This is a genomic window from Synechococcus sp. MIT S9452 (genome assembly GCF_047304245.1).
Taxonomy (GTDB): Bacteria; Cyanobacteriota; Cyanobacteriia; order PCC-6307; family Cyanobiaceae; genus RCC307.
This window is the reverse complement of sequence record NZ_CP138956.1, coordinates 492,406-512,198: the sequence shown is the minus strand read 5'-3', so window position 1 is coordinate 512,198 and position 19,793 is coordinate 492,406. Positions and strand designations below refer to the sequence as shown.

Genomic DNA, 19,793 nt, shown 5'->3' with positions numbered 1-19,793 from the left:
TCAGATCACATCCATGACTTGGTCGGTGCGCTCAACCATGCAGGTGAGCAGCGCCATGCGCAGGAACACCGCCCCCCTGGCCTGAGCGAAATACCAGTTGTGGGGCGTCTCATCCAGCGAGGAGCAGAGCTCGCGGCCCCGTGCCAAGGGGTGCAACACGATAGAGCCAGCTTTGAACGGTGTGTCCGCTGTCAGCTGAAAGTTGTCGCCGTGCACTTCAAAGCCATCACCAACCCAGGCAATTGCGTTGATGTAGGTGACATCAAAGGCACTGACCTCATCATTGAGTTTGGTGGCCAGCCTCAGCTTGAGCCCACACTGTTCAAGTGCTTCGCGTTGGCCAGCATCGAACATCGTTTCGGCGGGATCGGCTTTGGGATCGTGCAGGATCACGACCTCCTCAACAATCTGCGGAAACTTGCTGAGGATCTGCAGCAGCGAGCGAACGGTGCGCATCCGTGATGGCACCCCAACGATGCCGATGCGAATGCGGTCGGAAGGGTTTACATCCGGTCGGCACAGCGATGGCCTCCACTTGAGGATCGTGTAGAGATCCGTCATCGCCTGGGTCGGATGCTCCCCAATGCCGTTGCCAGCATTAATGATTGGAATCTTGAGCGAAGCGGCCATCTCATAGATCGCCGTCTCGCTGGTATCGCGCAGTACCACGCAATCGCCGTAGTGGTTGAACATCTCAGCGATGTCACTGAGGGATTCCCCTTTGGCGAGCCCTGTAGTGGAGGGGTCGGTGATATTGATCGAGTCGCCGCCTAAGCGGTGCCAGGCGCTGTCAAATGACAGCCGGGTGCGGGTGCTGGGCTCGTAGAAGGCATTGATCAGGATCTTGCCTTTCAGCGGCGAGTTAAAGCGGATGTAGCGCGAGGGATTGCTCTCGAATTTCGCTGATAAACGAAAGAGCTGCAGCAGCGTGCGCGGGCTATAGGCGTTGATGGAGATGACGTGCTGATTAATCAGCTCGTGCAGTGCGATCCCTTCTTCTTGGATCCAGGAAAGTAAATCCGTTGGGGAGGCGATCCCTGCGGTGTCGGGCTTTTCTCGGTTCAGCCGCAGCTGTTGCTTGAACTCCAACTGGTCAGGTTGCAAATGGCTAACGGCTTGGCCCATGGCGTGGATCCAACTGAGCAGTGCTTGATGAGTCGAAAAGTATCGATCGACTCCATTCCCCCGTCATAGCAAAGTGATCCAGGTGTGAATCAAGGCTCTGAAATTCAGCTTTCCTTCGTTATTCAGTGCATTGATATTTCAGTATCGAGAGTTACTTGGACGCAGCGTGATGGCTCATATGGCAACAGCCTGCGCAGCAGAAAATATGGATTAGTTGATGACGCTTGGTGTCGGCGATGTCACCAGAGCTTTCCCTTCTGCCATTCCCGAAGCCAGATCGCCAATAAAACCACCGTGGCGAGTAAAAGCCCAAACAATCCGCCGTAAACAATCCAGCGGAATCCTTCGGCTCCCACCTCCCAGCTCGGTGTTGAGGGCGCCTCTTGCTCGGAGGCGTGGACTGCAATGGCAACAAAGCTGCTGAGCCCGCTGAGCGACAACCAGGAACGACGCTTCATGCTTCCTCCTGCAATTGGGACCAGCGGAATTCAGCTGGCCAAAACCGGCTGGCCACGATCATCACCACCGCCGACACAGCCGCCGACAGCACCGCGGCGCAGTAGGGAGCAATCAGCCAGTAGGCCGCCAGGCCGCAGGCCGTTCCGGCGAGCATGGCGGCGATGGCACCGCTGCGGCTCGCTGAAGGCCAATAGAGCCCGCAGGCCACCGGCCACACCGTTGAGGCCACCAAGGCGCCGGTGAAGAACAGCACGCTGGCGAGGGAATCCAATCGCGGCCAGGAGAGCAGCAGCGTCAGACCGCCCAACAGCACCACCATCCACTGGGTGGCGAGCTTGAGCTCCCGGTCGCTGGCTTCTGGTTTGAGCAGCTTGAGGAACACGTCTTCCGCCAACAAATCCGCTGTTGAGGCGAGCAGGGAATCCAGCGTTGAGGTGAGCGAGGCGAAGACCACGATGAATACCAACGCCGCACCGCCAGCCCCCAGTAATTGAGCTGTCATCACTGGGAAGACCATGTTCACCTGGGGCACCTCGAGCTTGCTCGCCAGGGCCAACAAGCCGATCGATCCGGTCACGATCGGAATCGTCATCCAGCCCAAACCGCCCAACACAAACGAGCGGAACACCACAGTGCGGCGTGAGGCGAACACCCGCGACCACCAGATGTTGCTATGAAACACCTCTCCCATCGAGAACAGGGCGGAGTTCCAAGCAATCAGAAGGCCCGCTGGCAGCAAAAGGTTGAGCCGCTGCGGGTGGCTGGCCACCAACGCCTGATGCACCTCGCTGCTGGGGAAGCGCATGTAGGCCAGCGCCGCCACCACCAGCAGCAACACCATGATCAGCAGCGACTGAATGAAGTCGGTGCCCACCACCGCGCGCATGCCGCCAAACAGGGTGTAGATCGTCGACACCCCAATCACCACCACCATGCCCAGGCGGTAGTCAAAACCGGAGAGAGCCTCCAGCAGGATTCCAGCCCCCATGGCTTGGGTGATCAAAAAGCCAAGGGTGTAAATCGCTGTAATCACCATGAACACCCACCAGGCTGCGCGGCCGTATCGCAAGCGAATGAAGTCGCCACTGGTACGCGCTGTTGGCATCAAATCCTTGATGCGCAGGGCCAACGGTGCAAACAGGATCAGCCCAAGGCCGGCCAGGGCGTAGCTGAACATCCCCCAGAGGCCATTGCGGTAACCAAATTCCGGCGCCAGCAGGGTTGTGTTGCCAGTGACCCACGACGCCATCAACGTTGCTGTGCTCAGGGCCAGACCGATGTTGCGCCCGGCGAGCATGAACTCATCGGCATCGCCTTTTCCTTGGCGTCCCCACCAGATTCCGAGAGCAATCCACAGAACCGAGAACACCACCACCAGCATCCAGGCGATGCCGGGTGCCAAGAACGGCTCAGCCATGGCGCTCGCCCAACTCAGCGTCGTAGCGGCGATGGCCTTGGATGATCATCACCACCGTGGCCGCTGTGACCAGGCCTCCAGTGATGAAGATCAGCAAGGCCCAATGGAACTCCTGCATTGGCAGATCTGATCAAGCCGTTTCCATCCTTACGCTGCGGCTGGCGCCATGAATTTGATCCTGCTGCAGCCCGATGACGCCTGGAGTAGTGCCGATCAGGTGCGCTTGGTGGGCCGCCGCGCTGATCACATTCGGCAGCAGCTCAAGGCGGTGGTGGGGCAAAGCGTTCGCGTTGGCCTGGTGGGCGGCCATCAAGGCACAGCCGAGATCACGGCACTCGATGCCGACGCTGTTGAGCTGAGGGTGGCCTTGGCTCAACCGCCGCCACCACGCCATCGCTTCGACGTTGTGCTGGCCTTGCCTCGGCCGAAAATGCTGCGCCGCATTTTTCGCACCGCCGCTGAATTTGGCGTTGGCCAGCTGCATCTGATCAACAGTGCGCGGGTGGAAAAAAGTTTTTGGCAAACACCGCTGTTGAAGCCGGCCAATGTGGCTGAGGCGCTGCAAGCCGGCATGGAGCGCGCGCGCGACACCGTTGCTCCGCAGGTTCACCTGCATCAGCGCTTTCGCCCCTTTGTGGAAGACGAGCTCTCAGCGTTGTGCGCTGGCCGGCCCTGCTGGATCACCGATCAAGGGGCGCCATTGGCGCTCGCTTCAGCGCCAGGCGGCCATGCCGTGGTGATGGTGGGCCCCGAAGGTGGCTTTGTGCCCTTTGAAATTGAGCTGGCCTGCGCTGTGGTGGCCCAGCGCGTTCATCTCGGTGAGCGCACCCTCAGCGTCGATACGGCCCTCACGGCGACCCTGGCCTTGGGCGCTTAGCGAGCGCTCACGCTGCCTTGAGATCCACGGGCCGGTAGGGCACAAAGCTCGCCTTGCGGGCACCGCAGATGGTGCACACCCAGTCATCGGGGATGTCTTCAAACGGAGTGCCCGGAGCAATGCCGGAATCGGGATCACCGTCTTTGGGGTCGTAGATCATCGAGCAAACCTTGCAGATCCAAAGGCCAGCCACCGGCTCTGCCGCCAAGCCAGCACCTCCATGGCCCTGGAGGGTTTGCAAAGCAGCGGTGTAGCGATCGGCGTGGTGGTGCTCAATCGGTGTGAGCAGCCCGAAGTTGCGGGCTGCACTGCGAAAGATGCCGGCATGCTCTTTGGATTCAGTGGTTTGCTCGGCAAATTCCGCTTCAGCTGCAGCATCCCGGTCTTGGCGGGCTTGGGCGGCAAAACCGGGATACATCGTTGTGTATTCATAGGTTTCGCCTTCAATCGCCAGCTCGAGGCAACGGGCCAGAACGGCCTGCTTTTGCTCTTCGTTCAGGCTGGCTGGATCTGCGATATCCAGCTCTGGATGCAGCAGCCGGAAGTGGGCAAACGCGTGCTCGGTTTCTTGGGCTGCGGTCTCGCGGAATAGCTTGGAGAGCTCGTTATGGCCGAGTGTGTGGGCCACATCGGCGAAGAAGAGGTATTTCCGGTTGGCCATGCTCTCGCCACCAAAGGCGGCTTCGAGATTGGCGCCGGTTGAAGTTGTATCGGGCATCAACGGTCATCGAATCATTCGCTACATAAGGGCTAACAGCAACCTCCCTGCTTTGGCTCAAAAGCGACTGGGTGGATACCGAACCTCAAAAGCCCTGGCGAGGTTCGGTCATGACCCAAGGCTCAGCTGCGCGCAGTGAATTGATGCGTCCAAAGCGCTCAGGGCAGTTTTTCCCGCATTAATTTGAAAGCAGAGCATGGTGGAGGTCTGCCATGAGCAAGAAAGTCGTCGTACTGGATACCAACGTTCTTTTGCATGATCCGGAGGCTCCCAGCAGCTTCGGATCAGATCGGATAGTGCTGCCGATTCAGGTGGTGGAGGAGATCGATCGCTTTAAGCGTGATCCGTCGGAAAAAGGTCGCAACTCCCGGCGTGTTGCGAGGCTTCTCGATGGTTTGCGGCAGCGGGGAAACCTGGCTGATGGTGTCCCACTGATCCCCGGTGGTGAGGGCACGCTTGAGGTGGCGTTCTGCCGCTCTGAGACCTTGGCTCAATTGCCTCCTGAGCTCCAAGGCGGGGGTGGTGATAACAACATCCTGGCTGTGGCTCTCGAACAGATGCGTTCGAAAGGTCTCGCTGATCCCCCTGAGGTGGTGCTGATCACCAAGGACACCAATTTGCGCATCAAGGCCGACGCCGTGGGACTTGATGCAGAGGACTATTCCAGTGACAAAGTCGCCATCGCTGACCTCTACCCAGGCGCAAGGAAAGTCGAGGTTCCAGCCAGCTTGATCGATGAGCTGCATCACAACGGCAACCTCTCGGTTCAAGCCCTTCCGCCGGACGCTGTGGCATCACTCCAACCCAATGAGGGCGTGACGCTTGTTGATGCTGAGCGTTCAGATCACACCTTTCTCGGACGTCAACGAGGGGATTCAGGTGAACTCGAACCGTTGACGTGGCTCAAGCGTGCCCGCCTTGGGCGTGTCAAACCACGAAATCGCGAGCAGAGCTTTGCGTTGGATCTCTTGCTGGATCCTTCCGTCCAACTGGTCACCCTTGTGGGTAAAGCCGGTACGGGCAAGACCTTGCTGGCCATTGCGGCTGGTTTGCATCAGGTGGCAGACGAGCATCGCTATGCCCGCTTGCTGGTCACCCGTCCGCCCATCTCGCTTGGCAAAGAAATCGGTTTCCTTCCCGGATCATTGGATGAGAAGTTGGCCCCTTGGATGCAACCGATTGTGGATAACCTCGACTTCCTCACGGGTGATGCCATGGGGGATCAGCAGAAGGATGACCGCCGCCGCCATGGTGGCGGGCCAAAAAGCTCTTGGGCCGATTTGCGAGGGATGGGCTTGCTGGAAGTGGAGGCGATTAACTACATCCGTGGTCGATCCATTCCCCATCAATTCATGGTCGTGGATGAAGCTCAAAATCTCACGCCCCACGAGGTCAAAACAATTGTGACCCGTGTTGGTGAAGGCACAAAAATTGTTTTTACTGGTGACCCCTATCAGATCGACAACCCTTATGTTGATGCCGAAAGCAATGGTTTGACCTGGCTTGCCGAGCGCTTAAAGGGGCAGGCCTTGGTGGGGCATATGACCTTGACCCGTGGTGAGCGAAGCCCTCTGGCCGAACTCGCTGCAAATATGTTGTAAGCCTAGAGCTGCCGATGACATCAGGATCTGGTTCTTCTCAATTTTCAAGTGATCATCAAGAGTTGATCAACCGCAATCTTGATCAGATCATTCATTCGAGTACTTATTGCCTTGCCCATGAAGATCTTGAGCTCCTCAATAGCTCTTCGATGCGAGGCGTCAGGATGCTTTTGGAGATCAGCAAGCCCGAGTTGCAGCTGGAAGAGGCTGGAATTACTTCCACGATCATCGTCTTTGGTGGAGCCCGCCTCAAGGAACAGCAATTTGCAGAAGCAGATCTTGAAACAGCTTTAAATCAATTAAAGGCCAATCCTGAGTCAGCAACTTTGCAGAGGACTGTCGCCCGTTGTCAGAGGCTTGTGGAGCTCTCTTCGTTCTACGACGCAGCACGGGAATTTGCTTTTTTGGCGTCTCGATATGGGCAGCCTGAAGACAGTTCAGCTCCTTGCTGTTCATCCCATGTGATCGTGACTGGGGGTGGCCCTGGGATTATGGAAGCAGCCAATCGTGGTGCTTTTGAGGCAGGGTGCCGCTCAGTCGGCCTCAATATTCAACTGCCCCATGAGCAGTATCCAAATCCATACATCACACCCAATCTTTGTTTTAAATTTAATTATTTTGCGCTGCGCAAGTTTCATTTCGTGATGCGCTCTGTCGGTGCTGTTTTGTTTCCGGGTGGGTATGGAACGTTGGATGAATTATTCGAGGTGCTGACATTGCGTCAAGTCGGTACAAAGCACGCTATGCCAATCATTCTCTATGGGAAAGACTATTGGTCACGCCTGATTGATTTTGAGTTTATGGCGGACTCAGGGTTGATTGATGATGAGGATCTCCATCTCATCCAATTCGCTGAAACCCCTTCCGAAGCGTGGGCTCTGATTCGTGATGCTGCACCAGAGCTGCCATAGCGGCGGAGTTATCCGAAACCGCGTTGATTGGCAAGTTTGTTGACCCCTGCCTTGAGGAAATCAACGCGGTCGCTGCCCGCGTCATAGAGCGTGTAGTGGGCCCCGGCTCCGATGCCAATCACGCTGCGTTTGGGCACCGGCTGCTGTTGTTTCTGTTCACCACCGAGGGCTTTCACGTGCGAATCGATCCCGCCACCGGTGAGCTCAAGGCGAAATTGTTGTGCGCTGCGGGCGGTGAACAAGCGGTTGACGTCGAGTCGTGTGAGCCGATCAATCAGGATCAGCGGCGATGTCTCCGGGGTGAGCTCATCGCCAATGTCGGCGGAGCTGCCATGGATCAAGCCGCAGTCCAATTCAACAAATCCAAACTGCAGCGACACCAACCAGCGCAGGTGCGCCGGATCAACGGCGCGCAGTAGGGCATCAACAACCTCCTCTCCATGATTGAGGCGCAAGGCATCGGCTTTGCGATCACCCCGAAACCCTGTTTCAGCCAGCAGTTGTTCTTCCCACCAGCCATAGATGCAGTTGGCGCGCAGGTCACCCCGCTTGGGATTTTGCAGCCGGTCCAAGAGCGCATCACAGTTGCGTTCTGGGCTGATCACATCACCGAGCACAAAAAGGGTGTTCACCCCACGGGTGGCTTGTAGATCCCGTTGAATCTGCTCATAGAGCTCAAGGTCTCCCTTGAGTCCGCTAATCAGGGCCCAGCGTTCCATCAGCGCTCACACACGTGGGAGGCATCGTCGGCCCGCTCGGCGTACTCAAAGCCATGGCTCAAGCGCCAGGCGAACACCTCAGGGAGTCCGCCGTCAACAATCGCCCGGCAGGTGCGTTCAATGTCGTAGGCCACCTCGCGAATCTCAATCTCATCGCTGTCCTCGTGGTGGATCACATAGGTGGCTTCGGTGCTGCCATGGCGCGGCTCACCCACTGAGCCGGCATTCACGATGCGCCGCATGGGCAGCTCGAGTTTGCGTTCGCTGGCTGTTTCCTCACCGGCCTGCTTCACCTTCACCTGAATCGAGCCACCGCTGAGTTCGCGCACATAGGGCATGTGGGTATGGCCGCAGAACAGGGTGTCGGCGCCGGAACTCTCGACACGCTCTAGGGCGGCAAAGGCATCCATGTCAGGCAGCAGATACTCGTGCTGGCTGTTGGGGCTGCCATGGACAAACAGCAGCCGCTCGCGCCGCACGGTCATGGGCAATGAGGCCAAAAAGGCTTTGTTCTCTTCACTCAGCTGCGCGTCAGTCCATTGGTGGGCGCGGTGGCCACGGCGCTCAGCGAGTTGGGAGGGATAGCTGCACTCGCAGGAATTGAGCCCATCGATGATGTCCTCATCCCAGCAGCCTTGGCAGGTGGTGATCTGCCGTTGGCGGATCAGCTCCACCACCTCATTGGGCTGCGGGCCATAGCCCACCAGATCGCCCAGGCAGATGATTTGCTCAATCCCCTGGCGATCGATGTCCGCCAGCACCGCCTCAGTGGCGGCGAGGTTGGCATGCAAACAAGAGATGACGGCGGTATTCATCGGATCAGAGGGCTTGGGTGAGTTCGGCTTGTTGGCGCTGGGGCTCCTGGTGGAGCTCGAGCACCTCATCACTGAGTAGGCAGTCGGCGATGGTGGTTTGGATGCCGCTGCCATCGAGGGCTTTGCCCTGCACGCTCAGCCTTGAGCAACGCTTGGGTCTGCCATCGGGTGCTGCCACCGATTCCAATGGCAGGAATTGAGAACCTCCTTGGCTCACCATCCAATTGCAGAAAAACGAGCGGCCATCGGGCAGGTTCATCAAGGCCTTGGCCCGGTACACATCCCCGTACGCCCCATTCACCAACTCAAACCAAAAGCTGCTGAGGCTGTTGGGATCCCAAACGCACCCCTCCAAGCCCATGCTCCAGGCCTCCAGCCGGGTGAATTCCAGGGTGTCCTCTTTGGGGAGGTCTTCGTCGCGCCCGAAGTGCAAGGCCCGATCGGGTTGCAGCTTGATGGTTCTAAGCTGCGTCATGACGCGAGGATCGATGCCGTCTAGGCCAGATTCATCAGGCGGTTTGAACGCCGGCAGTTCAATCAGGGCGAAGAAGTTGTCCTCGATCTGAATTTCAGCAAGATCGCCTTTGGTTAGATCACGTAGACCTGGAACTTGGTCTTGCAGGTAAGCCAGATCGATGCAGCCGTCGTCCGCATGCATCAGGCCGTCGTCGCTGAAGCCGGCTAAGCGGAGATAACCGCAAGGACCAGCATGCTCTTTGAGCGCTTTGAGAATCCAGCTGCTCTTGCCGCAACCTGGCGGCCCGGACACCAACCAAGTCCTCGTCACGTTTGTCGTCATGGAGTGGCTTTGAACTCCAGCGGCTCAAAATCCACTGGATGACTCACTGGTAACCATTCTCATTCTGGTTGCCAGCGGCTTGTGTTGTCCATGCATCACGGCCTCAGTGGCTTGTCATTAGGCCAGCTGGCTAATGATTTTGACGCTGTCCTCGGGCCCATAACGCGCCACCCATTCGCGCAGCCGGGCACTTTCTTCATCGGTGCGAGTACAGGCAAAGCCGTAGCGAGCACGCACCCGTTCGGATGCGGCGCTCAGGGCTTGCAAGCCTCTGGCCTCCATCTGCGAGACCGTGAGGCAATCTCCAGGATTGAGATACTCATGAATCACGGTCGACGGGGAATACAAGGTGCTGCACTGCCCATCAGGCCATTGCAGTTGAAAACAGACTTCCGGCATTCATCCCTGTCGACACTGTTCAGCCTGCCGAGGCGGGGTCAACAGTTGCTGTCGTCGTTGGCACAGCCAAAACCCGTGAGGGTCAAGTTGGCATCCCAGATCGTTTCCATGCAGTCGTCGCGTCGTAGCAGCACTTGGCCATGCCCTACGCCGAAGCTGCCAATGCGGCAGCAGATCAGTTCCGGTTGGTTCGTCAAGCGTTGCTTCAGCTCTGTCGAGCGGCTTGGGTCAACAGCTAAGAGGAAGCCAAAGCTTGGGAAACAGGTCAGCCAAGCGTGTTCTGCAACGCCTTGAGGCCGCTCAACCGCATCGAGCTCAATGGTGAGAGCGCGTCCGCAGGCCTCCGCGAACATCACGGCAGTTCCAGTGATCCCACCCATGCTGATGTCTTTGGCAGCGTGGATGAGGCCTTCCGCGGCCAGCGATGGCAGCAGCTCGAGATGGGAGCGCAGCAGCTCTGCATTGGCATCGCTAGCCGCATCCCAAAAGGGGTAGTGGCGATAAAACGTTCCTCGTTGATTGGCGAGTAACCACAGCTGATCGCCTGCGCGCGCGGAACGGGCCGAGAGAACCGGTCCGTTGGCAACTCCAAGCACGGCAACCGAGAGCGCCAAATAAGGACTCTGTTGATTGGAGTGGCCGCCGACGATGGGCACTCCAAAGCGTTCGCTCGCGCACTGCATTCCTTGCAACATCGCGATCTGCTGGTCTGCAGTTGCACTCCACACGCTGTTCACCACCGCAAGGGGGTGCCCCCCCATGGCAGCAATGTCGCTCAAGTTCACAACCACTGAACTCCAGCCTGCAAACCAGGGGTCTTCCTCCACGAGAGTGGGCTGCATCCCCTCACAGGCCAGCAAGAGTTGTCCGTTCTGCGCTGGCAGCAGTGCTGCATCGTCTCCGAGCATGCCAGCGTTGCCGAGCTCAGGGAACGGCAGATGATCCAACACCTGTGCAGCAGCCTGGATATCGCGCTTGGCCAGCAGACCACTCTGTTGGCGTAGCTGATCAGCCAAAACGTCGAGCTTCATGCCGTGATGGCTTCAGCGGGACGGCGCTCCGCTGAAGCTGTGTAGTAGTTCAGGTCTGCCTGCATGAGGTGATGGCGGATGCCATGGATGTCCATCTCTTCAAGGGAACTCCAATGCAAGCGTTGGAAAAATCGCACGTTTTGAATCTGCACTGCGGCCTGAAAGCATTGGCAGCCCCAGCCGTTGGCCGTCGTGACCGCTTTCCAGATCAATCCTTTGCCGATCTGGTTGTGGCTGCGGAATGACCGATGGACGCCAAGCCGGCCACCGAACCAATGGTGTGGTTGGGTCTCCACAATCCTCACGACGCCAACGACATCGATGGGGCTGTTGCCGTGATGCAACGCAGCAATGGGATAAGCCCTTTGATCAAGCTCGTCGCGATCGGTGGATTGGAACACAAGCTGCTCAGTGCAGAAGATGCTTTGACGCAGTGACCAGTAGCGCCTCAGCAACGATTGGTTGTTGTGTAGCAGGTGGAACGAGAACCAATCAGAGCTGGCCGTCGGTGAAAGGCGGAAATCCTCAGCCTCAATGCCAATGCCTCTGCGCACCGAGGGAGTAAAGGCACGCGGTGCAGAACTGATGCTGCTGCTGGGGTCCAGACAGAACACGTTGATTAGTCAGTTCGCTCAAACAGGGAAAGAGCCGAACAGGCTCCACATTTGGCGCAGCCAGCCGACATGTTTTGAGAATGGAGATTGCCCTGCTTGAGCAACTCGGCAACTCCTTGGTAGATGTCCACCATGAAATTGGTTGAGGGGCTCGGGTGGTGCTCTAACGGGGTGCCAGTAATTGGCACAAATGGCACCACGAAGGGGTAGACCCCCAGCTCAATAAGATGCCGGCTGCAATCCAGCAGTGCTTCACGGCTATCACCAAGGCCTGCCAACAAGTAGGTCGACACTTCGCCACGACCAAAAATGGCCACGGCCTTGGCAAACGCGTCGTAATACCTCTCCAGGGTGAGTTCAGATTTGCCGGGCAGGATGCGCTTGCGTACCTCTGGCTCAACCACTTCAAGATGCATGCCCAGGCTGCTGATCCCTGCCTGTTTCATCCGCGCAAACCAGATCGGATCATCGGGTGGTTCGCATTGCGCCTGAATCGGCAGGTTGACGCGACGTTTGACAGCGATGGCCGTTTCCGCCATCAGCCGTGCCCCGCGGTCACTGCTGTTGGGAGTGCCTGTTGTCATCACCAGCTGCTGCACGCCATCAAGGCGCACCGCAGCTTCAGCCACCTCGGCCACCTGTTCTGGACTCTTGCGAGCCAACGTGCCTCCATCGTCTAACGACTGTTCAATCGCGCAGAACTGGCAAGACGATGCGCGATCACGGAATCGGATGCAGGTCTGTTGCAGCGTAGTGGCGAGGACATCGCGGCTGTGGAGCAAAGCGATTGAGCGATAGGGGATCCCATCGGCTGTTCTGAGCCCGTAAAAAGCAGGCTCGTCGCTTGTGCGAACAGTGGCTGCCTTGGCCTGCTGCATGCCTGCAATGGCCAGTCCATCACGTGTTGATTCCAGGCTGTAGGGCGATTCCTCCGAGGCGTTGTTGTGAACGGGAACCATCACCGTTGTCCCGTCTAGTTGCAAGGCGCGGTGGTCCGAGGGGCCGGCACCACCGCGTCGTCCTCGGTTGCCTGAAATGGCTTTACCGCGCACCCCTTTGACCTGCAATTCAGTGACCAGTCGTCCCAGTTCAGACATGGTTGAGCTCCTCCAGGCTGACTTCAGAAGCGCCAGCAGAGTCAGTAGCGATGGAGTCTCCTGATAGCTCCTGCATCAGCACCGCAGGGGAGCGATTGATTCGTAGTGACAGCAGCTCAGGTCGGCTGTAGTGCCCAGCGCTGTCCATCATTCGCTTGCGCTTGGTGATCAGTGCCATGTCGAGTTCAGCGATCGCCAGGCCTTCCCCATCGGGGAGCGGGCCGGCAAGATATTTGCCTTCAGGGCTGATTACTGCGGTGTGACAGCCCCCTTGAAAAGCTTTATGGAGCGTCGTGTCAGCCGTGATCGACCCATAGTCTTCGGGGTCAAGCCAGCCGGTTGAGCAGATCACAAAACATCCCGCTTCCAAGGCGTGATGCCGCATGGTGACTGCGGTTTGCTCAGTGAAGATCGGCCCAACGAGCGATCCGGGGAACTGGGCGCAATGGATCTCTTCTGCCTGCGCAATGAGGGCGAATCGAGCCAATGGGTTGTAGTGCTCCCAGCAGGCCAAAGCACCGATACGACCCACTGGGGTTGGCACCACCTTGAGGCCAGCTCCATCGCCTTGACCCCACACCATTCGTTCGTGATAGGTGGGTGTGATCTTGCGCCGCTTGAGAACCAGCTCGCCACTGCTAGTGAAGAGCAGCTGCGTGTTGTAGAGCGTGCCTCCATCTCGCTCATTGACTCCCAACAGCACCTGCATGCCGTATTGACGCGCTGCCGCAGCGACAGCTTTGGTGGTTGGACCCGGAACAACGACCGCCTGCTCGTAGAGAGCGAGGTGGGGCTTGCCCATGCGCACCGGCGGCTCGACGAACGAGAAGTAGGGGTAGTACGGCAGAAACGTTTCCGGAAAAACGATCAACTCCACCCCCTCGAAGGCTGCTTGAGCGATCGAATCGAGCACTTTCTGCAGTGATCCATCCAGGCTGAACAGCACTGGACGGATCTGAGCAGCAGCAACTTTTACTGTGGTCACCATGACGTCTTCTCTGGTGAATCAGAGCGTCCAGGTGTCGAGGATGAAAGCGCCGTCCTTGCGATGCATCAAAACAATGTCGAGAACATCGAGTGGATTTACCGGGGTGATGCCAGGCATCAATGCCTTCTCCCCATGTCCATAGAGCGCCTGGAGAGCAAATCGGCAGGCATACACCTTGCCCCCTTGATCCATGAACTTTTGAAGCCGGGCATTGAAGTTCAGGTGCCCATCAAAAGCAGCGTCGCCAAGTTTGGGAAAACCACGCATCACTCCGAGAGTGACACCTGGTCCATACAGCAGGATCGAGGTTTCAAAGCCTTTATTGATCAATCGGCTGGCCTGCAGCAGGTTGACCAAACCAATCGAACCTTCGAATGCGACGGTATGGAATGTTACGAGTGCCTTTTCACCAGGCTCAGCTTTTAAATCAGGGAAAACTTTCTCCTCATAGTCAACAAGAAAGTCTCCTGGTTGGTTAGAGGGGCGATCGACAACAGGCATAGAGAGAATCCTCAGCCACGAAAGCCTGGCCCTTTGATGAGGATAAAAAATGTTGTTTTTGTCACCAAATCTGGCTCTTTAAGGAAAGGATCGGCCCCTGATTTTTATCCGGCTCGCTGGAATTAATCTCCCTTTATAGAATTGAAATCCACTTGCGCCTTGATTGCTCGATGGCCCCCGCTGTGGAAAGAACTTCAGCTGTGATTTCGCATCACTCGGTGGTGGTGATTGGTGCTGGCCAAGCAGGTCTCTCAGTGGCTTATGCCCTGCAGCAGCGAGGCATCCGGCCATTGGTATTGGAAAAAAATCGCATTGGATACGCCTGGGATCAGCAACGATGGGATTCCTTCTGCCTTGTAACGCCAAACTGGCAGTGCTCTTTGCCAGATTTTCCCTACGACGGTCAAGAGCCAGAAGGGTTCATGGACAAGGCCTCAGTGGTGGAATTTCTGCAACGGTTTGCTCGCCATGCCAACGGTGATGTCCGTGAAGGCGTTGCCGTTCAACGGCTGATGTCTCATGGAAATGGCTATCACCTGATCACAAGTGAGGGAGAGCTGGAGGCGGAACAGGTAGTTGTAGCCACTGGTGGTTATCACGTGCCTCGCCGGCATCCATTGGCCGAACGCCTACCCCTATCTCTCTTGCAACTTGATGCCCGGGACTACCGAAATCCTGATGCCCTGCCCGCCGGACCTGTTTTGGTTGTTGGAAGTGGACAGTCGGGAAGCCAAATTGCTGAGGACTTGTTCTTAGCGGGCCGGACGGTCCATCTCAGCGTGGGTAGCGCTCCCCGTTCCCCGCGCCGCTATCGCGGCCGTGATGTTGTCGATTGGCTCGATCAAATGGGCTATTACGCGATGCCCATCAGTGATCACGCTGATCCGCGCAGCGTACGGGCTAAGACCAATCACTATCTCACCGGTCGTGATGGCGGCCGTGAAATTGATTTGCGTCAACGAGCATTGGAAGGCATGGATCTGCATGGACGTCTGGCATCCATCAGTTCAGATCACATTGGTTTTGCAGATGACCTTGGCGGCAATCTCGACCAGGCTGACGCCGTTTATTGCCGGATTCGCAGCAGCATCGACAGTTGGATTCAACAGCAGGGCATAGATGCTCCGCTTGAGCCTGCTTACTCACCAAAGTGGCAACCCTCGCCAGCCCAAGATGCCTGCATAGCATTGACCCCTGATGCACTGGGATCGGTCATTTGGTGTACGGGTTATCGCAGTGATTTCAGCTGGATTGATGTGCCAGTCTTTGATGGATCTGGCCAACCGGCCCATGACCGCGGTGTTACCCAAAGCACTGGGCTGTATTTCCTGGGTTTGCCATGGCTGCATACCTGGGGCTCGGGCCGGTTTTGTGGCATCAAAGACGATGCCAACTACCTCGCTCATCTGATTAGCCATCGTCTACAGCGGCGCGATGCCAGCCAGGAGCGATTGGAATGCACGGCCATTCTGGGTTCCTGATAACTCCTCTCTGCTGAGAGCGTTACGAGCAAAAGCGAGCGCCACCACTATTTGGCGATTTCCGCTATTGGCGGAGCGTTCGTGCTTTTACCGCCCTTCGCATTGCTCCACCGCTTTGAGGTAGTTCAACTTTCCTGGAGAAGTGGCGCCTTGCGGGTTCACGGCGACCCGCATCTGCACTTGAGCATCAATGCAGCGGTTGTAGCGATGGGTTTTCACCGCCTGGGGGATCAATAACACCGTGATCGCCAGCAAGCTGACTGTGCTGATGGCGGCCAGCAGTGGGTAGGTGTGAGCCCGCACCATCTCGCTAGCTGAGAGCTGTTGGTCGCTGTGGTCAGCCATGACATCTGCCTGCAAGCCCCCATTGTCTCCCGTGTCGTTGGAGTCATGGACCGCCTTTAAACCGCCGCCCCTACGGTTTGAACGCCATGGAGGCCGCCGATGGCTTCTGTTTTTGAGATCTTCCGCCAGTTCTTGCTGCTGGGCTGCAGCTCCTTTGGCGGGCCTACAGCCCATCTGGGGTATTTCCGTGAGCGATTTGTGGAACGTGAGCGGTGGCTCACCGATACGGCTTATGCCGACTTGATGGCCCTGGCGAGCCTGTTGCCAGGACCATCGAGCTCCCAGGTCGGCATGGGCATTGGCCTGTTGCGCGCCGGTTGGTTTGGTGCGGCGGCGGCTTGGTTGGGGTTCACTCTGCCCTCGGCCGTGTTGATGATCCTGGCTGCAGCGCTGTTGAGCAGCCATCCGGATTGGATGTCGGCTCGGTGGCTGCAAGGTCTGATGGTGGCTGCTGTTGCGGTGGTGGCGCAGGCTGTCGTCGGCATGCAGCGTCGTCTAGCGCCAGATCCGCAGCGGGCCAGCGTCATGGTGGGCTCCGCTGTGCTTGTGCTGCTGGTGCAGACCAGTTGGGTTCAGGTTTTGGCTTTGGTTGCTGGTGCTCTCGCTGGGTTGAGTTGGCTGGCATCTCCTCAAGCGGCAGCCTCACCTCAGGTGATGGTGCAGGTGCCTGTACGGCGATCGATTGCCGTGCTGTTGCTCGCATTGTTTGGGCTCATGGTGCTCGCTTTGCCCTGGCTGGGCGCTTCAGCTCGGCCCGTGGTGATTCAGCAGTTGAGCAGCTTCTTGCGCGCTGGTGCGCTGGTGTTTGGCGGCGGCCATGTGGTGCTGCCGCTGCTCGAGCAATCGCTCGTGCCGCCGGGATGGCTTGGCCTCGATCAGTTTTTGGCGGGCTATGGCTTGGCTCAGTCGGTTCCAGGGCCGATGTTCAGCTTCTCGGCGTTCTTGGGTTTTGATCTGCAGGGCGGACTGCATGGGGTAAGCGGAGCCTTGTTGGCCTTGATGGCTCTGTTCACTCCCGCTTTCCTCTTGCTGGGTGGGGTTCTGCCTTTTTGGAGCGACCTGGGCCGTTTGCGTTCCATGCGGCGTGCCCTGCAAGGCATCAATGCGGCGGTGGTTGGCATCCTTTTGGCGGCGTTGTTTCAACCGCTCTGGCAAGTCTCGATTCGTGGTGTCGCTGATTTTTGCTTGGCCTTGGTGGCCTTCTTGCTGTTGGTGGGCTGGAAACAGCCGGCATGGCGGGTGGTGATCGCATGCGCTCTGGTTGGTGCGCTGCTGCTGCCTGCCTAAGTGATGCCGAAGCCTTGCTCTGCTGCCATTGATGTGTTGGTGGTTGGCGGCAGCGGCCGGGTGGGCGGCTCCACCTTGCGCTGGCTGCAACGGCTCAGCAGCCGAGCGGATGGCAGCTCATCGCCACTGAAGCTCGCCAGCGGTGGTCGCAGCCTCTCCCGTTTTCAGGCCAGCCAGCGGCGCCTGAAGCAGCCCGATTTGGCCTTTGTTGAGATTGATCTGGGCCGTTCGGTGGAGCAGCTCAGCGCAGCCGTGCGCGGGGTCCAGTTGGTGGTTCACACCGCTGGGCCCTTTCAAGGGCGCAGCCAGCCCAAGTTGCTTGAGGCCTGCATCGCCGCAGGGGTTCCCTATTGCGATATCTGTGATGAGTGGCCCTTGAGCCAGCAGGCCAAGCAGCTCAGCGCTAAGGCGGCCGCCGCCGGCATTGCTGCGGTGGTCTCGAGCGGCATCTGGCCGGGGGCCAGTGCCTTGATGGCCGCTGAGGCTGTGGATCGCTTGGGCGGCCCTGGCGCCTGTGATCAGCTGGAGCTGAGCTTTTTCACAGCAGGCACTGGAGGGGCTGGGCCCACCATCGTCAGCGCCACGTTTTTGTTGCTCGCCAGTGATGCGCTCACCTTGGCCGCTGGTGCGATCTGCAGCCAACCCGCTTGGAGTGGGCGCCGCATCGTCGACTTTGGCACTGGCGTTGGCCGGCGTGCCTGCTACCTGCTCGACAACCCCGATGTGCCCAGCACTGCTGGGGCGCTGCAAATCGCCAATTGCTCCTCCCGCTTCGGCACGGCACCTGCGCTATGGAACCAGCTCTTTGCAGCGATGCAGAAGCTGCCCAAATCGCTGCTACTCAACCGCCAGGCGATGCATGCTCTCTCGCTGGTGTCGATGCCGGTGATCAGGGCCGTTGATGCCGCTATTGGCAGCACCAATGCCATGCGCATTGATGCCTATGGCGCCAGCGGTAACCTCAGCCTGCGCTGCTTGCACCACAGCCTGGAGGAGTGTGTTGGTCAGGCCACCGCTGCCTTTGCCTTGGAAGTTCTGCGCGGCCGCAGCAGTGGATCCCCAGATGCATCCACCATCCCAGCGGGCGTGTGGTTCCCAGCTGAGCTGATGCCAGCGGCACGGCGCAATATTCTCGAGGTTGTGCGCCAGAAGGCTCTCATTTGGGAGTTGTGAGCAGCATCGCAGCGGATTGCGCCGCAATTGCGGCTGCGGCTGTGCTCTCTTCTGTGCTCCACAGCATCTCAGCGCTAGCTAGGGCATTGGGCAAAGCCAGGGATTCGTGGCGGCTGCGGTTGATCCAGAGTTCCATCCCAACGGCCTTTGCCACCAAGCCATCGCTGCCAACCGCGCGCCAGCTCAACTCCCCCTGCTGCAGCACCGGATAGCAGCGCCTGAGCTCTGCCAGTTGCTGGATGTAGGCGCTGAGATCGGCACTCCAGGCTTGATCCCAGGGAAAGGCTTCTCGGCAGGCCGGCTCGGGCCCGCTGGAGAGTTCTGAATTCGGCCCGCCCGCTAGGCCCGCTTCAGTGCCGTAATAGATGCACGGCGCACCTGGCTGCAGAAACAGCAGAAGCAGCGCCAATTTCAAGGCCTTGAGATCGCCATTGAGGCTGTGCAGAGCCCTGGGCACATCGTGGCTGTCAAGCAAATTCAGCTGAGCCCGGTTCACCTCAGGCCGATACCAACCGGTGGTTGCACTCCAGATGTTGAGTAACTCCTCGCTGCTGCGGGGTTGCAGTGGATAGTCCGGGTTTTGGTAGCTCTGGCGCAAGCCATCGCCTCCAGCCCAGCCGAGCGTGCTCCAGCCGATGCGGTAGTTCATCACCCCATCGAACTGATCGCCTTGCAGCCAGGAGCGTGCATCGCCCCAGATCTCCCCAACGATCCAGGCATCGGCGTTCACCTCTCGCACCGCCTGCCGGAAGTCAACCCAAAACTTTTGCGGCACCTCATCAGGAACATCGAGGCGCCAGCCATCTATGCCCCGCTCCAGCCAATGGCGGGCCACGCTCAGCAGGTAGTTCACAACGGCGGGGTTGGCGTGGTTGAACTTCGGCAGGTCGGGGATCGCCCACCAGCAGTCGTAGCCGCAGCTTTCCCCGCCGCTGGGATAAGGCTTAAGCGGCCATTGCTGGATGTGGAACCAATCCCGGTAGGGGGAGGCTGCTCCGTTTTCCACCACGTGATGGAACGCCCAGAATCCGCGGCCGCAGTGGTTGAACACACCATCGAGAACAATCCGCATGCCCCGGTGATGCACAGCGCCGATCAGGGCATCGAGGGCTTCGTTCCCGCCCAATAGCGGATCAACTTGGAGATAGTCGTAGGCGTGGTAGCGGTGATTGGCGGCTGAGCTGAAGATTGGTGTGAGGTAGAGGCAATTCATGCCCATTGATTGGAGGTGATCGAGGGCATCGATCACGCCATAGAGATCGCCGCCTTGAAAGCCCTGTTCAGTGGGATCGCTTCCCCAGGGTTTCAAAGCCAGCAGGTTCTGCTCATCAACGCGTCCGCTGCGCCGGAAGCGGTCGGGAAAAATCTGATAAATCACAGCCTCTCCCACCCAAGCCGGTGGATCGCTGTAGGCCGTTTGTGGCGGCAATGCTGTT

At 58.4% G+C, this 19,793-nt stretch carries 22 protein-coding genes; 6 read left to right on the top strand and 16 right to left on the bottom strand.

The annotated features are described in order from the left end of the window. The 4 genes from SIB46_RS02655 to SIB46_RS02640 all read right to left on the bottom strand — a co-directional run bounded on the left by SIB46_RS02655 (position 1) and on the right by SIB46_RS02640 (position 3,119). Positions 1-1,125: an aspartate/ornithine carbamoyltransferase family protein gene (locus SIB46_RS02655; RefSeq protein ID WP_413297006.1), complete on the bottom strand. Its 1,125-nt coding sequence runs from the start codon at positions 1,123-1,125 to the stop codon at positions 1-3. 239 nt (positions 1,126-1,364) lie between these two features. Beyond that, complete coding sequence (locus tag SIB46_RS02650; RefSeq protein ID WP_413297005.1) at positions 1,365-1,583, bottom strand: hypothetical protein; 219 nt, start codon at positions 1,581-1,583, stop codon at positions 1,365-1,367. Continuing rightward, the gene (locus tag SIB46_RS02645; protein ID WP_413297004.1) at positions 1,580-3,001 is read right to left on the bottom strand and encodes a sodium:solute symporter family transporter; all 1,422 of its coding nucleotides are present in this window, start codon (positions 2,999-3,001) and stop codon (positions 1,580-1,582) included. Before SIB46_RS02645 ends, SIB46_RS02650 begins: the two co-directional genes overlap by 4 nt. Beyond that, the gene (locus SIB46_RS02640; protein WP_413297003.1) at positions 2,994-3,119 is read right to left on the bottom strand and encodes a hypothetical protein; all 126 of its coding nucleotides are present in this window, start codon (positions 3,117-3,119) and stop codon (positions 2,994-2,996) included. The genes SIB46_RS02645 and SIB46_RS02640 overlap by 8 nt, the downstream gene beginning before the upstream one ends. 48 nt (positions 3,120-3,167) lie before the next feature. Here SIB46_RS02640 and SIB46_RS02635 point away from each other — a divergent pair, with 48 nt between their 5' ends. Further along, on the top strand, positions 3,168-3,878 hold the full coding sequence (locus SIB46_RS02635; protein ID WP_413297002.1) for a 16S rRNA (uracil(1498)-N(3))-methyltransferase: 711 nt from the start codon (positions 3,168-3,170) through the stop codon (positions 3,876-3,878). Positions 3,879-3,885: 7 nt separating this feature from the next. Here SIB46_RS02635 and SIB46_RS02630 read toward each other — a convergent pair whose 3' ends face one another. Further along, a complete protein-coding gene (locus SIB46_RS02630; RefSeq protein ID WP_413297001.1) occupies positions 3,886-4,596 on the bottom strand; it encodes a rubrerythrin family protein in 711 nt (236 codons plus the stop codon). Between the two features lie 212 nt (positions 4,597-4,808). Between SIB46_RS02630 and SIB46_RS02625 the strand changes: the two genes are divergently transcribed. Together SIB46_RS02625 and SIB46_RS02620 are read left to right on the top strand one after the other, a co-directional pair. Then, positions 4,809-6,197, top strand: coding sequence for a PhoH family protein (locus tag SIB46_RS02625; RefSeq protein WP_413297000.1), 1,389 nt, complete (start codon positions 4,809-4,811; stop codon positions 6,195-6,197). 14 nt (positions 6,198-6,211) lie between these two features. Beyond that, a complete protein-coding gene (locus SIB46_RS02620) occupies positions 6,212-7,108 on the top strand; it encodes an LOG family protein (RefSeq protein ID WP_413296999.1) in 897 nt (298 codons plus the stop codon). A gap of 8 nt (positions 7,109-7,116) precedes the next feature. Here SIB46_RS02620 and SIB46_RS02615 read toward each other — a convergent pair whose 3' ends face one another. The 9 genes from SIB46_RS02615 to SIB46_RS02575 form a co-directional block, all read right to left on the bottom strand. Then, on the bottom strand, positions 7,117-7,827 hold the full coding sequence (locus tag SIB46_RS02615) for a phosphoesterase (RefSeq protein ID WP_413296998.1): 711 nt from the start codon (positions 7,825-7,827) through the stop codon (positions 7,117-7,119). Beyond that, positions 7,827-8,642: a metallophosphoesterase family protein gene (locus tag SIB46_RS02610; protein ID WP_413296997.1), complete on the bottom strand. Its 816-nt coding sequence runs from the start codon at positions 8,640-8,642 to the stop codon at positions 7,827-7,829. The genes SIB46_RS02615 and SIB46_RS02610 overlap by 1 nt, the downstream gene beginning before the upstream one ends. A gap of 4 nt (positions 8,643-8,646) precedes the next feature. Further along, positions 8,647-9,429: an ATPase gene (locus tag SIB46_RS02605; RefSeq protein ID WP_413297691.1), complete on the bottom strand. Its 783-nt coding sequence runs from the start codon at positions 9,427-9,429 to the stop codon at positions 8,647-8,649. 129 nt (positions 9,430-9,558) lie between these two features. Beyond that, positions 9,559-9,840 (bottom strand): MSMEG_0570 family nitrogen starvation response protein, encoded by a 282-nt coding sequence (locus SIB46_RS02600; protein ID WP_413296996.1) that lies wholly within the window; start codon positions 9,838-9,840, stop codon positions 9,559-9,561. 38 nt (positions 9,841-9,878) lie between these two features. Next, positions 9,879-10,871: a sll0787 family AIR synthase-like protein gene (locus SIB46_RS02595; RefSeq protein ID WP_413296995.1), complete on the bottom strand. Its 993-nt coding sequence runs from the start codon at positions 10,869-10,871 to the stop codon at positions 9,879-9,881. After that, positions 10,868-11,485 (bottom strand): MSMEG_0567/Sll0786 family nitrogen starvation N-acetyltransferase, encoded by a 618-nt coding sequence (locus SIB46_RS02590; RefSeq protein WP_413296994.1) that lies wholly within the window; start codon positions 11,483-11,485, stop codon positions 10,868-10,870. The genes SIB46_RS02595 and SIB46_RS02590 overlap by 4 nt, the downstream gene beginning before the upstream one ends. 5 nt (positions 11,486-11,490) lie before the next feature. Beyond that, on the bottom strand, positions 11,491-12,582 hold the full coding sequence (locus tag SIB46_RS02585) for an MSMEG_0568 family radical SAM protein (RefSeq protein ID WP_413296993.1): 1,092 nt from the start codon (positions 12,580-12,582) through the stop codon (positions 11,491-11,493). Beyond that, complete coding sequence (locus SIB46_RS02580; protein WP_413296992.1) at positions 12,575-13,570, bottom strand: Nit6803 family nitrilase; 996 nt, start codon at positions 13,568-13,570, stop codon at positions 12,575-12,577. Before SIB46_RS02580 ends, SIB46_RS02585 begins: the two co-directional genes overlap by 8 nt. Before the next feature lie 18 nt (positions 13,571-13,588). Next, on the bottom strand, positions 13,589-14,071 hold the full coding sequence (locus tag SIB46_RS02575; protein ID WP_413296991.1) for an MSMEG_0572/Sll0783 family nitrogen starvation response protein: 483 nt from the start codon (positions 14,069-14,071) through the stop codon (positions 13,589-13,591). A 170-nt stretch (positions 14,072-14,241) separates the two neighbouring features. On the opposite strand from SIB46_RS02575, the gene SIB46_RS02570 reads away from it, so the two are divergent. After that, positions 14,242-15,552: an MSMEG_0569 family flavin-dependent oxidoreductase gene (locus SIB46_RS02570; RefSeq protein ID WP_413296990.1), complete on the top strand. Its 1,311-nt coding sequence runs from the start codon at positions 14,242-14,244 to the stop codon at positions 15,550-15,552. An 87-nt stretch (positions 15,553-15,639) separates the two neighbouring features. On the opposite strand, the gene SIB46_RS02565 is transcribed toward SIB46_RS02570, so the two are convergent. Next, a complete protein-coding gene (locus SIB46_RS02565) occupies positions 15,640-15,897 on the bottom strand; it encodes a hypothetical protein (protein ID WP_413296989.1) in 258 nt (85 codons plus the stop codon). Positions 15,898-15,996: 99 nt separating this feature from the next. Between SIB46_RS02565 and chrA the strand changes: the two genes are divergently transcribed. Beyond that, positions 15,997-17,184 carry a chromate efflux transporter gene (gene chrA / locus SIB46_RS02560; RefSeq protein WP_413296988.1) on the top strand — a complete coding sequence of 396 codons (1,188 nt, stop codon included), beginning with the start codon at positions 15,997-15,999 and terminating at the stop codon, positions 17,182-17,184. Between the two features lie 3 nt (positions 17,185-17,187). Continuing rightward, entirely contained in the window at positions 17,188-18,357 is a 1,170-nt protein-coding gene (locus SIB46_RS02555) for a saccharopine dehydrogenase NADP-binding domain-containing protein (protein ID WP_413296987.1), read from the top strand. Here the strand turns inward: SIB46_RS02555 and SIB46_RS02550 are convergent. Continuing rightward, complete coding sequence (locus SIB46_RS02550; protein ID WP_413297690.1) at positions 18,341-19,786, bottom strand: glycoside hydrolase family 13 protein; 1,446 nt, start codon at positions 19,784-19,786, stop codon at positions 18,341-18,343. The genes SIB46_RS02555 and SIB46_RS02550 overlap by 17 nt on opposite strands. Positions 19,787-19,793: the final 7 nt, after the last annotated feature.